At 40.0% G+C, this 14,159-nt stretch carries 10 protein-coding genes and 2 pseudogenes; 7 read left to right on the forward strand and 5 right to left on the reverse strand.

All coding sequences use genetic code 11. The annotated features are described in order from the left end of the window. Positions 1 to 175: 175 nt before the first annotated feature. Positions 176 to 229, forward strand: a pseudogene (locus D0466_RS23350) (twin-arginine translocation signal domain-containing protein); the annotation flags it as partial. An 82-nt stretch (positions 230 to 311) separates the two neighbouring features. Beyond that, positions 312 to 422, forward strand: coding sequence for a hypothetical protein (locus tag D0466_RS23010; RefSeq protein WP_233522664.1), 111 nt, complete (start codon positions 312 to 314; stop codon positions 420 to 422). 84 nt (positions 423 to 506) lie between these two features. Here D0466_RS23010 and htpG read toward each other — a convergent pair whose 3' ends face one another. Beyond that, positions 507 to 2,387 carry a molecular chaperone HtpG gene (htpG, locus tag D0466_RS14920; protein WP_117323355.1) on the reverse strand — a complete coding sequence of 627 codons (1,881 nt, stop codon included), beginning with the start codon at positions 2,385 to 2,387 and terminating at the stop codon, positions 507 to 509. 277 nt (positions 2,388 to 2,664) lie between these two features. On the opposite strand from htpG, the gene D0466_RS14925 reads away from it, so the two are divergent. Next, positions 2,665 to 3,069, forward strand: a complete 405-nt coding sequence (locus tag D0466_RS14925; protein ID WP_117323426.1) for a MarR family winged helix-turn-helix transcriptional regulator — start codon at positions 2,665 to 2,667, stop codon at positions 3,067 to 3,069. Then, a complete protein-coding gene (locus D0466_RS14930; RefSeq protein ID WP_117323356.1) occupies positions 3,062 to 4,273 on the forward strand; it encodes an MFS transporter in 1,212 nt (403 codons plus the stop codon). The genes D0466_RS14925 and D0466_RS14930 overlap by 8 nt, the downstream gene beginning before the upstream one ends. 278 nt (positions 4,274 to 4,551) lie before the next feature. Here the strand turns inward: D0466_RS14930 and D0466_RS14935 are convergent. Further along, positions 4,552 to 5,956, reverse strand: a pseudogene (locus D0466_RS14935) (polysaccharide pyruvyl transferase family protein). Positions 5,957 to 6,672: 716 nt separating this feature from the next. Here D0466_RS14935 and D0466_RS14945 point away from each other — a divergent pair. From D0466_RS14945 to D0466_RS14955, 3 genes are read left to right on the forward strand one after another with little or no spacing between them, the layout of a single operon-like run. Continuing rightward, positions 6,673 to 7,404 (forward strand): GntR family transcriptional regulator, encoded by a 732-nt coding sequence (locus D0466_RS14945; RefSeq protein ID WP_117323358.1) that lies wholly within the window; start codon positions 6,673 to 6,675, stop codon positions 7,402 to 7,404. Further along, the gene (gntK, locus tag D0466_RS14950; protein WP_117323359.1) at positions 7,397 to 8,941 is read left to right on the forward strand and encodes a gluconokinase; all 1,545 of its coding nucleotides are present in this window, start codon (positions 7,397 to 7,399) and stop codon (positions 8,939 to 8,941) included. The genes D0466_RS14945 and gntK overlap by 8 nt, the downstream gene beginning before the upstream one ends. Positions 8,942 to 8,959: 18 nt before the next feature. Continuing rightward, positions 8,960 to 10,306, forward strand: a complete 1,347-nt coding sequence (locus D0466_RS14955) for a GntP family permease (RefSeq protein WP_117323360.1) — start codon at positions 8,960 to 8,962, stop codon at positions 10,304 to 10,306. A 223-nt stretch (positions 10,307 to 10,529) separates the two neighbouring features. On the opposite strand, the gene D0466_RS14960 is transcribed toward D0466_RS14955, so the two are convergent. From D0466_RS14960 to D0466_RS14970, 3 genes are read right to left on the reverse strand one after another with little or no spacing between them, the layout of a single operon-like run. Next, a complete protein-coding gene (locus D0466_RS14960; RefSeq protein WP_117323427.1) occupies positions 10,530 to 11,006 on the reverse strand; it encodes a (2Fe-2S)-binding protein in 477 nt (158 codons plus the stop codon). Next, the gene (locus D0466_RS14965) at positions 10,999 to 11,841 is read right to left on the reverse strand and encodes an FAD binding domain-containing protein (RefSeq protein WP_117323361.1); all 843 of its coding nucleotides are present in this window, start codon (positions 11,839 to 11,841) and stop codon (positions 10,999 to 11,001) included. The genes D0466_RS14960 and D0466_RS14965 overlap by 8 nt, the downstream gene beginning before the upstream one ends. Then, positions 11,838 to 14,159, reverse strand: coding sequence for a xanthine dehydrogenase family protein molybdopterin-binding subunit (locus tag D0466_RS14970; RefSeq protein WP_117323428.1), 2,322 nt, complete (start codon positions 14,157 to 14,159; stop codon positions 11,838 to 11,840). Before D0466_RS14970 ends, D0466_RS14965 begins: the two co-directional genes overlap by 4 nt.

Consider the following 14,159-nt stretch of genomic DNA (forward strand, 5'->3'; position numbering starts at 1 on the left):
CCAAAACAGTTTCCCAGCTCCAATCCATAATAGTTTAAAACCATTTTAGCCATTTCATGGAATACTAATAAATTCTAAAGAATGTCTTTATTTTTTTCTGCTACCGCAAATGATAGATTTACTTCAAGACTGGCCATCCTCACAAATGTTTAGGAGGAATGTATAAGTGGATAATATGAACCGGCGGAACTTTTTAAAAGTAGGCGGAATGAGCACAGTTGCATTGGCGCTTAGTGCTACAGGTGCACTGAATATCGACGGGGAATGTATACTTAACAGAAGATGTAAGCCCCAGCTTTCTTTATCGGTTCATTCCGAATGGCCGGGGCAGGAAGCCAGGCGCCCTGCAAAAAGGCAGCACACTGCAGGCAGCGGCGATTGAAGAAATATCATCGGATTCAGCCAGCAGTTTTTATACGTAATTATGGGGTCAGTCCCCCGCTACGCTATCGCGTTAAAGCACCGGGGGACTGACCCCATTCGTCATATTTTCTGATATTCGTTTGTTATACCATCACTTTACAAATATCATTCGTAAACTCGACCGGATCGTTGATCGGCAGTCCTTCAATCAGAAGAGCCTGATTGTAAAGCAGGTTTGTATATAAATTCAATTTCTGTTTATCTTTTTCGAACGCATCTTTCAGTGACTGGAATACCTCATGATTTGTATTGATTTCCAGCACTTTTTCCGCTTGCACATTTTGGTTATTAGGCATTGCTTTCAGGATTTTTTCCATTTCGATCGTCACTTCACCATCGGTAGAGAAACAAACAGGATGGCTCCTTAAGCGTTTTGAAGCCCTAACGTCCTTTACTTTTCCTGATAAAGTCTCTTTCATGTAGTCAAAGAGGTCTTTGTTCTCAGTGTCTTCTGGGCTCGAGTTATTTTCACTTTCCTCTGCCTCAATGCCTAAATCGGCACTTGAAACTGATTTGAATTCTTTCTCTTTGTATGTCATCAACATTCTGATGGCAAACTCATCGACCTCATCAGTGAAATATAAGATTTCATACCCTTTTTCCGCAACTAATTCCGTCTGCGGCAGCTTATCGATTCGTTCATTGGATTCTCCGGAAGCGTAATAAATGTATTTTTGATCTTCCGGCATTCTTTCTACATATTCATCCAAGGTTACCAGTTTCTTTTCTTTGGAAGAATAGAACATCAATAAATCCTGCAATACCTCCTTGTGGGTTCCAAAGTCATTATAAATCCCGAATTTCAGCTGCCGTCCAAAGGATTGATAAAACTCTTCATACTTTTCCCGTTCATTTTTTAACAGGATTTGCAGTTCGCTTTTGATTTTTTTATTGATATTTTTTGCAATCAGCTTCAATTGTCGGTCATGCTGTAAAATCTCCCTTGAAATATTAAGGGATAAATCTTCGGAATCGACCATTCCTTTCACAAAGCTGAAATAGTCAGGAAGCAGGTCCGCGCATTTATCCATGATTAAAACGCCATTTGAATATAGCTCCAGCCCCTTTTCAAATTCCTTTGAATAATAGTCAAAAGGAATTTTTTCCGGAATGAATAAAATGGCATTATATCTGATTGTCCCATCGACGCTGATATGGATATGCTTAAGCGGCTTGTCAAAACCGTAATGCTTCTCTTTATAAAAATTCTCATAATCCTCTGGAGCCAGCTCGCTCTTATTCTTTCTCCAAATCGGAACCATGCTGTTGATGATCTGTTCTTCCTCGTAATCCTCGTATTCGTTTTCGCTGCCTTCTTTAAGCCTGCTTGCGGTCACATCCATTTTGATTGGGTAGCGGATGAAGTCAGAGTATTTCTTAATGATCGATTTCAATCGGTACTCTTCTACATACTCGTCGTAATTTTCCTCTTCGGTATTCTCTTTGATCTTCAAAATAATTTCAGTACCTACAGTATCCTTTTCATAAGGCTCAATTGTATACCCTTCTGTACCGGTGGACTCCCATTTATAAGCAGTCTCGCTCCCAACAGCCTTACTGATGACCGTAACAACGTCAGCTACCATAAAAGCTGAATAAAAACCAACACCAAACTGTCCGATGATATCATGCCCATCCTTCAATTCGTTTTCATTTTTAAAAGCCAAAGAACCGCTCTTCGCGATGATTCCAAGATTGTTTTCAAGGTCTTCCTTCGTCATCCCAATTCCGGTATCCGTAATCTTCAACGTCCGGTTTTCCTTGTCAGCAGCCACTTTTATGTAGTAACTATCTTTGTCAAAACGTAAAGCCTCATCGGTCAATGCTTTGTAATAGATTTTATCGATTGCATCACTGGCATTGGAAATTAACTCCCTTAAAAAGATTTCTTTTTGAGAATAGATGGAATTAATCATCATCTCCAATAGCCGCTTTGATTCTGCTTGGAATTGCTTCTTTTCCATAAAAACTCTCCTCCCGTAAAAACTGATTGAAAAATATACTAAGCTATGCTGCTATTTCAGATTTGCCCAATTTTAGCACTCTATCCACTCGAGTGCTAACCATTATTTAAATATCATACACTCAAGGGTGATGTCAATAGTAATATTGTGGCGTGTATACCTGATGGAATTTATGCTATAGTAATAGTTACCTACGCTAACTATTTCTTAGGATAACTTTTTAAAATTAGAGGTGTTTACGATCAAGACGTTCCAAAAATTCTTCCATCAATTTTTGATGTTATATCGGCCGTTTGAAAACAGGCTCAATTTGGAGCTAAGCAAGCACAATCTATACCGGGCGCAATGGTCTATTCTGTACTACTTAGCCAATTACGGTTCTGCAACGCTTGTGGAGATTTCCAATTATTTGGGTGTGGAGAAACCAACCGTTACCAGGACGGTTACCCGTTTGGAAGAACTGGGGTATGTTGAGCATGTTCCCGGAAAAGACAGGCGTGAAAAAAGAATGCAGCTTACAGAGCCCGGGAGCAAAATCTATCAAGATGTCCGAGTGACCATTGACCAGTTTGAACAGGACATATTAAAAGGAATTTCTGAGGAGGAACAACTGCAGGCTATCCGAATCATGAAAGAAATCAGGAACAATATTCTACAGAAAGGAGATAACAAAAATGACTGAATTACGGTCTAAATTATGGACGAAGGATTTTATCATTGTTTCATCGGTAAATTTTTTCTTAACATTAGTGTTTTATTTATTAGTAGTGACCCTTGCTGTTTATGCAGTCGATGAATTTGATGCCTCAACCAGCCAGGCCGGGCTTGTAACAGGGATTTTCATTATCGGTGCTTTAATTGGGAGGCTGTTTACCGGACGCATCATTGATTCAGTCAGCAGAAAAAGAATGTTGTTTATTGGCTTGCTCTTTTTTACCTTGTCGACATTTTTCTACTTTGTAAACTACGGCATTACATTTCTGCTCATTAACCGATTAATACACGGCATTGCGCTTGGAATGGCAGGAACGGCTACAGGGACGATTGTCGCCCGGATTATCCCGCCAACGCGCAGAGGGGAAGGAATCGGCTATTACAGTATGAGTGCGACACTGGCAACAGCAATCGGTCCGTTTATTGGACTATATATGAGCCAGCACACAAGCTTTCAAATGATATTTAGTTTCTGTCTTGCTTTAGGAATCATCAGTTTGATAACAGCATTCTTTCTGAGTGTACCGGTATTGGACAATGCAAAAAAAACACCTGGAGTAAAAGGGTTCAAGCTTTCCGGCTTTGTTGAACCAAAGGCACTGCCAATCGCCTTCATTACTCTCGCTGTAGCCTTCTGTTACTCCAGCGTCCTTTCTTTCATTAGTTTTTATGCCATTGAAGCCGGACTGGTCCATGCAGTAAGCTTTTTCTTTATCGTGTATGCAGGAGCAGTATTGGTATCACGTCCCTTCACCGGCCGGCTGATGGACAAAAAAGGGGCCAACATGATCATGTATCCCGCCTTTATCATCCTTGGTGCCGGAATGCTGATCTTAAGCTCAGCAAGCCATGGATTCTCTTTGCTTTTAGCAGGCTTCCTTATCGGCCTTGGATTCGGCAATATGCAGTCGATCACCCAGGCAGTCGCCGTAAAATTGACTCCGCCTCACCGCATGGGTTTGGCGACATCTACCTTCTTTATATTTCTTGATGCAGGGCTGGGATTCGGTCCGTATTTGCTTGGATTCATAATTCCCATGACCGGTTACAGTACCCTGTATGTAATTATGGGCGTTGTGGTCCTAGCAACCTCTGTGCTTTACTATTTTCTTCATGGCAAGAAAGAAAAAGCTTCATGGGCGGCTATTAATGGATCCAGTTCGGTTTTATAAAACAAGCCAGTGTAGTTCGGAACAATACCGAAACACACTGGCTGATTAGTTTTATATCATTATACAGAGGAACCCCTATAACATTATTTATAAAGTGACCGTTTAAGCAACATATAAAAAATAGCTTATCTAAGCTATTGCAGACATATTGAAACTATTTCCCAGAGCCGAAATAAGAACGTCATTTTCACATAAAAAAAGCACATCTTTTCAGATTATCTTTTCAATTATTTGAAAAAGAAGTCTGAAAAAATATGCTCGTATTACGGATTTTTATTTTACTTACGCGCCAACATGTTTGCAGTTTTCAAGGCCAACCTTACAGATTTTCTGTTTAATGTACCTTGAAGTTTCTTTATTGTTTTATCCTTTTGAGCCAATTTATCTTGCAGCTCTTTAATGGTTTTATCTTTACCTTTTGGATTTTTCAGTGCTTTACCATTTTTTGCTTCTTCTAACGGATAATATGTTTCCCATCTTTGCACCATTTCCTCTAAAGTACAGCCACTGATTGGAGTTATAGGAGGAAGAAGCTCAATTTTCGATAACTTCTCTTCTAAAGGTACGTTAGCTGGTGTCATAGTATCTTTATAAATGTGATCCAAGTTATTTTTATTCAAGAAGCTAATAAATTTATCAAAATTCTCTGCTTGTCTTTTCGCAGGCGATTGGAAATCAACTTTTTCAATCAAATCTGACAGTCTGGTTTCATCTGTAATATCATGTGCCATAATATGTGTCAATTGATGATATTCTGCCAGTTCTCTCATCCGGGCATCTTTAGGAATCAAGATGCTTGGTGTTCCAGCAATTGTCGCTGTAATATTACCATGCAGCCTTGCTCCAAAGCTCAAATCTGCTTGTCGTAAGAAATCCAGCCAAGTCGGCACATTTAAGAAGAAACGTACTCGATTATTCATATATGTGGGATCTGACATTTTAACCGGGTAATTGTCAGCAGATTCCGCGATAGCAGGAGATCCTGCGTAAACCAGCTTCATCTCTTTCAGCCATTGCGGAATGAAATAGTGATTTGGATACTCTTCCATGCCTCTTGTAATAAAATCCAAAACATTCTTAGGAGACAGACGCGATGAGTTTACAGAAACGATAGAATCTTTTGTTATGTTTGTTTCCCGGATATTTAATTCCCTCCCAAACGCGTACATTGAAGGGCATCCAATTACAGTATGGTCAATGCCTTCGCGGAAGCCTAATCTAGTTAGATATTTAGATGTGATTTCACCACGGAGACCTATCGTACTTGATTTCTCTAAAACAGCGCTGACGAATGCTTTTACGTCTTCATCAAACTCGAAACCTTCATTTAACTTGGGTTCGAATGGAGCACGCAAGCCTACGCCAATCACATAAACAGGAATTTTTAGTTTTTTTGATTAATTTAGTGTATTTACGTAAGGACGGAACAAACTCTTTTCGGAAAGCATCAGCCAATGGTATGATGTAAGCATCATACTTCTCATTAATTTCATCGGCTCTTTCAGGCTCATAATTATAATAATCCGGAGTTATAGTTGTTCCTTCCGTCATTAATGTACGAAAAACGCTGTATTGATAAACAAGATTCCCTACGTTTCCCCCAATTGAATTGTTTAAGAGAATGTGGGATGCATCAAATGTATCAAGCGGTGACATACCAGCTCTTATCAGAATATTTTTCATATAAGAAGACTTGCCCCTTTCACGGTATAAAATTTATATGAAGTGTTGCATGTTAGATTAAAAAGCCATACTTATTAGGATAAATTAAACAAACCTCAAAGTCAATTTCCAATTTCTTTAGGTATAACCTTACCTTGTTTATAATTTTCAGCTTTACTTTAGATAAAGCAGGAAAAATTAAATTTCTAACTGTTTACATACTTCTTTCTTCTATATCGTTTTACCTCACTTGATAATCATTTAGTATATTAATCAACTTAATCTCCTTCTTCATATTTTTTACAATAATTCTGCCCATTAGTATCTCGCTAAACAATAGTCTAAACGAACGAAGTTTCTTTTGAATCATGTTCAATACAATTGGTTGGCTTAACAGGTTTCGAAAGTGATAATAAATAGCTTTTTCTATGTGCATAATTTTACAAAATCCCTATACTTGGTAATTATTGTACCGATTGATCCAAATTATCATACTCTCCAAATTAATTTCGGCCGACTTGATATAGGTGCAACTACTCCCCATTTTTCAATGCATATAGAAACCTAATTATTATCGTTTGCCTCGTATTAATTGTCAGTCCCCATAAAGATACAGTTGACCGGCCTGTCTATTTTGAAATTTTTTAATACGCTTTCATAAAGCGCTTGCATAATGAAAAATCTTAGATATAATACTTGTATACAAGTATACTTGGTTGAGTGAAGAAGGTGAATGTATGCCCGAATCTAGTGAATTTCTATATCCCGTAAAATGGCTTTCAAAAGCTTCCGCTGGGGATCGTGTAACGTGCGAGCTCAGAATGCGTATTATTTGCGGACTGATTGGAAGCGGTACCATTTTATCAGAAAATAAATTAGCTGCTGATTTTTCAGTAAGTCGTTCACCCATTCGTGAAGCATTAAAAACACTGGCATCCGAAAATATCATCCGATTAGAAAGAATGGGCGCTGTTGTAGTTGGTTTAACAGAGAAAGAAATAGAAGAAATTTATGATGTACGTTTACTCATCGAGTCGTTTGTATTTGAACGGCTTGTAAGAATGGACATTAATGAGCTGGTGATGGAGCTTAGTAAAATACTCGAAATGATGAAAATTGCAATCAAATACAATGATGCTGATGAGTTTTCAAATCAAGATATCCTGTTTCATGAATCGATAATTCGTGCAGTTAATCATTCATACATCCTAATGATCTGGAATAATTTAAGACCCGTTATGGAAAGCTTGATTCTTTTATCGATGCGCCTGCGTTTCAAGGAAAAATACGATGACTTTACACGGATTATCAAAAATCATGAACTGTATATTGAAGCAATAAAAACGAAAGATAGAGCGCTCATGATTAAGTCCTTACACCAAAACTTCGATGATGTTCAAGGGAAAGTGGAAGACTTGTGGAAGTCACAACAAATGCTAGCTAAAGGAGTAGAGCAACAAGATGACTGACTATATGTTAGGTATAGATATCGGTACAACAAGTACAAAAGCAGTATTATTTAGTGAAAAAGGCGAAGTCGTCCAACAAGAAAATATCGGGTACCCGCTTTACACACCAGATATCTCCACAGCTGAGCAAGATCCGGAAGAAATTTTTCAAGCTGTCCTGCAAGCAATATCGAATATAATGAAACATCATTCTCATAAAAAGCTATCGTTTGTTTCATTTAGCAGTGCCATGCATAGTGTGATTGCAATGGATGAAAATGACCTACCGCTGACGCCATGCATCACTTGGGCTGATAATCGAAGTGAGGCATGGGCTCATAAAATAAAAGATGAGTGGAATGGGCATGAAATCTATAAAAGAACAGGAACACCCATTCACCCCATGTCCCCTTTAAGTAAAATTGCTTGGATTGTGAATGAACTTCCTGAAATCGCTATCAAGACGAAAAAATATATTGGGATTAAAGAATATGTCTTTAAAAAGTTCTTTGATCAATATGTTGTCGATCATTCCTTGGCTTCAGCCATGGGAGTGATGAACCTTAAAAATTTGGACTGGGATGAAGAAGCCTTAAAAATTGCCGGGGTTAAAACAGATCAATTATCTGAACTGGTATCCACAACCAAGATATTTACCAACTGTGATTCAGATTTGGCGAAACACATTGGTATCGATCCGCAAACGCCCTTTGTCATTGGCGCAAGTGATGGAGTTCTTTCCAATTTAGGTGTAAATGCGATTAGAAAAGGCGAGATTGCGGTCACCATTGGGACAAGCGGTGCCATTCGGACGATTATTGATAAGCCTCAAACAGATGCAAAGGGACGAATTTTTTGCTATGCATTAACGGAAAAGCATTGGGTTATTGGCGGGCCGGTAAACAATGGCGGGATGGTCCTGCGCTGGATCAGGGATGAATTTGCCTCTTCAGAAATAGAAACAGCGAAAAGACTGGGAATTGATCCATATGAAGTATTAACCAAAATTGCTGAACGGGTAAGACCGGGTGCTGATGGATTGTTATTCCATCCATACCTGGCCGGTGAACGGGCTCCCTTATGGAATCCGGACGTGCGGGGTTCATTTTTCGGTCTAACGATGTCGCATAAGAAAGAACATATGATTCGGGCAGCCCTGGAAGGGGTGATATACAATTTATACACAGTGTTTTTAGCCCTAACTGAATGCATGGAAGGTCCTGTGACTCGAATCCAGGCAACCGGAGGCTTTGCGAGGTCGGATGTTTGGCGTCAAATGATGTCTGATATATTCGAATCTGAAGTAGCAGTTCCAGAAAGCTATGAAAGTTCCTGCCTGGGTGCTTGTATTTTAGGCCTATATGCCACAGGGAAAATTGAATCATTTGAAGTGGCTTCTGAAATGATTGGCAGCACCTATAAACACACGCCAAATGAATCTTCAGTAAAAGAATATAGGGAATTGCTGCCGATTTTTATCGACTTATCCAGAGTATTAGAAGCCGATTATAGACGAATCGCAAATTATCAAAGAAGCTTAATCAACACAGCCAAATAACTACCAGGAGGATTTAAGATGCCATTAATCATTGTTGCAGTTGGAATTATAGCATTATTACTATTAATTATGGGCTTAAAATTAAACACTTTCATTTCACTAATTATCGTATCGTTCGGCGTTGCTTTGGCACTTGGAATGCCACTTGAAAATATTGTAAAAACCATTGAAGCGGGGTTAGGCGGCACACTCGGCCACTTAGCGTTAATCTTTGGTCTTGGAGCAATGTTAGGTAAATTGATCGCTGATTCAGGGGGCGCACAACGAATAGCGATGACCCTCGTGAACAAATTCGGTGAAAAGAATATTCAATGGGCAGTTGTAGCTGCTTCATTTATTATCGGTGTCGCGTTATTCTTTGAAGTAGGATTAGTATTATTAATTCCAATCGTATTCGCAATTTCTAGAGAATTAAGAATTTCCATCTTATATCTTGGTATTCCGATGACTGCAGCTTTATCCGTGACACACGGATTCCTGCCGCCACACCCGGGACCAACTGTTATTGCTGGTGAATATGGTGCAAACATTGGAGAAGTTTTGCTTTATGGTTTTATTATCGCAATTCCAACGGTTATTTTAGCTGGACCTGTATTTACCAAAATTGCTAAAAAGCTAGTACCTCAATCATTCACAAAAACCGGTAATATCGCCTCTTTAGGTGAACAGAAAGAATTCAAACTTGAAGACACGCCTGGTTTTGGAATCAGTGTTTTCACAGCCTTACTTCCTGTTATTTTAATGTCTATCGCGACCATTATTACTTTAGTTCAAAAAACGATGGGCTTTGAAGATAATAGTTTCCTAGCTGCAATCCGTTTTATTGGTGAAGCTGGTACTTCGATGTTGATTTCTCTATTAGTCGCAGTCTATACAATGGGAATTGCAAGAAAAATTCCTATCAAAAGCGTGATGGAATCCTGTACAACAGCCATTTCCCATATTGGGATGATGCTCTTGATCATCGGGGGCGGAGGTGCTTTCAAACAAGTATTGATTGATGGCGGTGTTGGCGACTATGTAGCTGAATTGTTCAAAGGGACTTCTTTATCACCTATCCTGCTGGCGTGGGTAATTGCAGCCATCTTACGTATTTCCTTGGGATCTGCTACTGTAGCTGCATTAACAACGGCTGGATTAGTAATTCCATTGTTGGGCCAAACTGACGTTAACCTCGCTCTAGTCGTTCTGGCAACAGGCGCTGGTAGTTTAATAGCATCCCATGTTAATGATGCTGGTTTTTGGATGTTCAAAGAGTATTTTGGTCTCAGCATGAAAGAAACATTTGCTACATGGACTTTACTTGAGACAATCATATCGGTAGCTGGACTTGGATTTATCCTGTTACTAAGCTTATTTGTATAATACGTTTCTGTTTAAGTGTAAGTGTATGACATATAGTCGTCTCCGGGCAGTAAATTCCCGCTTATTCTCTTAGTCGTTTTCTAAGTTTTGAAGCGAGGTTCACTGCCTCTTTATTTTAGATAATGGAGGATGTTATAAAGGGATTACCCTTTTCTCCGGGGAAGCCGCAACGTTCCGGGAGAATATTTATATGAACATGGTTAATTACGTACACGGCGGTTCATCATTCATTCTTTTTCAATTTATGTAAAACTGATATAACAGCTTCTCTGATTTCTTTATACCCTGTACACCGACAAATATTAGACTCCAGCCAATCCTTTATAACCGTTTCATCTGCATCTTTTTCTGTGTGGACTAATGCATGACAATTCATGATAAAGCCCGGTGTGCAGTAGCCGCACTGAAAGGCAAAATGTTTAACAAAGGCCTTTTGTATTGGTGTATTTTTAAGACCTTCAATCGTAGTAATTGCTTTCTCTTCCCCTTCTACTGCCAGCATTAAACATGATTTCATCGGTGTACCATCCACTAATACTGTACAAGCGCCACAATCACCATTCAAACATCCCGGCTTTGAGCCTGTAAGTCCCAGATGTATACGAAGTGCATATAAAAGTGTGTCAGCCGGTCTCACGGTTACCACGTTTTCTTCAGAGTTTACAACTAACAAAAAGCTGCATAACGGATTATTAGACACCTCTTTCACCCTCTAACTCCCCAATGGCATCAATCATTGTATTTTTTAATACAAACAAACGATATTCGGCTGAACCCTCGACATCACTTAACACAGGCCCGGGCATAGATCGTAATGCTGTTTCTACCCTTTCTTCTACAGGAAGCCCCTTTTCGTTCAACGCCTTTTCCATCTCGAGCGACCGAAACGGAAAAGGACAGACCCCGCTAACTGCCATTCTAATTAAATTTTCTTTTTTAATGGCCGCAACTGTTACAAGCGGATAACCAACGTCCCACTGTTTTCTCCGTTTAATACTGACAAACGGCATAGTTACATACATCTTATCTATAAGAATAGAAAAAATAAATTCTCCTTCTTTTAAATGGATTTGTTTATTAAAAATCTTGTGTATAGGTTGATAGACTATCCCCCCTGCTTCAGAAATTCCTAATAAGCAGTCTGATATCAGTAACGGCAAAATTGCTTCACGGTAAAATATTTGACCGCATATGTTTCCTCCAATGGTGATTTTGTTACGGGAAGTCCGATCTGCAATCTCACTCGCGGTTTTACCCAGCAATGGAAACACATTGGCTTCCTCAATAGCGGTTAAGGTCGCCCCTCCACCTATGACTAAATAATTTTCATAAAAGAAAATAGACGAATACTCATGAATTCCTTTTAAATCAATAACAGCATCTGCATACACCAAATTCAGCCGGCCCAACGTAATCAATTCGGTACCGCCGGAAAAGTAAAATGCCTTTTTATTTTCCCGATTATATTCGTAAAATTGCCTGACTGCTTCTTGAATCGTTTGGGGTTTACTATATTGGAAATTAAACGGTATCATTGATTTACCTCATTGCTGATACGCCATAATTGCTCCGGTACAAGGGGTAGTTTGTTTAGCTGAACACCAAGGGCACTTGATAAACAGTTGCCTAAAGCTGCAGGCATTCCAAGCAATCCATGCTCACCAGCACCTCTGGCTCCATAAGGTGCAGCAAGGTGAGGGGTTTCCACAAACTCTATGATATATTCAGGCTGTTCCCCATAATGGAGAGGCCGATATGTTCGAAGTTGTGGATTCAATACTCTGCCATAATCATCAAAAACAAATGTTTCTCTCCCCCCGAAGGCAATTCCCATACTCATTGCACCCATCACCTGGCCTAACGCGGCTTTTTCATTCAATACTTTTCCTATATCAATAACAGAGTAGGCTTTTAGAATTTTATAGGTGTAATTTCTTGTATCCAATTCAACTTCCATTCCTTGAGCCCCTACCGTCCATTCAGGTCCCGGATCCCCTTTCCCAGTTTCTGGGTCTATATAAGTCATATGGGGTATCGTGTAGTTTCCACTGACAATGATCTGCCCTCCAATTGTATTTCCATTGGGAAATGTATATCCATAGGCCAAATCTTTTATATCTATACTAAAGTCCGGGTTATCCGCTACATACACTTTTCCATAACCAACCTGTAAGTCCTCGGCTGGCGCTCTCAATATGCAAGCCGCCCGATCCTTTAATTGCCTAATCGCATCATTCGCTGCCGCTAGTACTGCCCTTCCTGCCATAAAGGTTCCCCGGCTTCCGACCGTCTTCCAATGTTCAGGAACGGTTTGGGTGTCAACGAGCATCTTAACATGGATCATATTTATGTCTATCTTCATTCGTTCAGCCAAAATTTGCGCAAGCACAGTTTTTGTCCCTGTTCCAATCTCAACCACTCCGGACATTAGATTAATGCTTCCGTCTGGGTTAAAAGTAAGGATCACACCGGAAGTTGCATCGGGATCAAAGGTTGATGTTTTCCAAATACAGCATGCACCCTTGACTCTAATCTTTCCGCCATCCATTTCATTGATTTGACCCTCTCCCCATTTCATCAGTTCCTTTAACCGTTTAATGCAAAGAGGCAAGTTTCCAACCCTGCTTGAGTCCAATAATACTTGTGTTGGCGTTGTATCACCTGGAAGAATGGCATTTTTATAGCGTAGATCTAACGGGTCCATTGATAATTTTTCAGCCAGTACATCCATCGTCCGCTCAAATGCAAATAATACTTCAGAATGGCCGTAACCTCTATAGGCGCTGGCATAAGGGTGATTGGTATACATGCAATAACAGTTACACCATACATGGTCGATACGATACGGCCCCGTACAATCCACCGCTCCCGCCCGGCTTATATCTACCGCTTTATCAGAATAGGCACCGCCATCAAATAAATATTGGATTTCGGCCGCCTTTAACATTCCATCCCTTGTCGCCCCCAGCTTAACAGTAGCATCAAGTCCAATATGAACAGGTGAGGTAATCATATCCTCTTCCCTTGTATTGAATAGTTTTACCGGTCTGCCCCCAGTTGCTTTGGATGCTAAATAAGCAATAACCTCTAACTGGATCGAAGCCTTTCCCCCATAGGCTCCGCCAACAATTGGCGTTTTAACGATAACTCTTCCGGGCTCAATGCCAAAATACCATTTCATTAATTTTTTTAGTGCAAAAGGAGCCTGGCTGGAAGTAGTAAAAATAACCGTTCCATCCGGACGAATTTCAGCAATCGCACATCGTGTTTCCATTGCTGCATGATCAGAGGGATGAAAGGAGATGGTAAACTCCGCCACTACATCACTTTCCATAAAACCCTGTTCAATATTTCCTTTTCTGATTTTGTTTAGATTTGCAATATTCGTGTTGGGAATTGGATACACCCGCTCCTGTTTTTCATAGCTCTCCATATCTTCATGAAGGAGGGGGGCATCCTGTTGAAAGGCTTCACGAGGGGAATTTACAACTGGAAGAGGTTCATAGGAAACTTTGATTGCATCCACCCCCCTCTTAGCAATAATCGGGGTTTCTGCCACAACCACCGCAACAGGCTCGCCATGGTATCTCACTCTTTTGTAGGCTATCGGAGATCTGTCTTTAATTTCTTCTCCGACTAGCGGATAGGGTTCATCACCCAAAACCGCTTTTATTCCGGGAATTTTCCATACTTCTGAAAAATCGATCGAAACGATATTTGCATGGGCATACGGGCTTATCAGCAGGTTAGCGTGCAGGGTTCCTGCTTCTTGAAAATCATTGGTATATTTCGCTTCACCGGTCACTTTATCTAATGCGTCTTTCCGAATGACACTCTTCCCAATATAGTCCAA

This window comes from Peribacillus glennii (assembly GCF_003429105.1).
Classification (GTDB): domain Bacteria; phylum Bacillota; class Bacilli; order Bacillales; family DSM-1321; genus Peribacillus; species Peribacillus glennii.

Coding starts and splice junctions, on each gene's coding strand:
- htpG (WP_117323355.1), bottom strand. CDS start 2,387: ATGGAAAAGAAGCAATTCCAAGCAGAATCAAAGCGGCTATTGGAGATG.
- D0466_RS14925 (WP_117323426.1), top strand. CDS start 2,665: ATGTTATATCGGCCGTTTGAAAACAGGCTCAATTTGGAGCTAAGCAAG.
- D0466_RS14930 (WP_117323356.1), top strand. CDS start 3,062: ATGACTGAATTACGGTCTAAATTATGGACGAAGGATTTTATCATTGTT.
- D0466_RS14945 (WP_117323358.1), top strand. CDS start 6,673: ATGCCCGAATCTAGTGAATTTCTATATCCCGTAAAATGGCTTTCAAAA.
- gntK (WP_117323359.1), top strand. CDS start 7,397: ATGACTGACTATATGTTAGGTATAGATATCGGTACAACAAGTACAAAA.
- D0466_RS14955 (WP_117323360.1), top strand. CDS start 8,960: ATGCCATTAATCATTGTTGCAGTTGGAATTATAGCATTATTACTATTA.
- D0466_RS14965 (WP_117323361.1), bottom strand. CDS start 11,841: ATGATACCGTTTAATTTCCAATATAGTAAACCCCAAACGATTCAAGAA.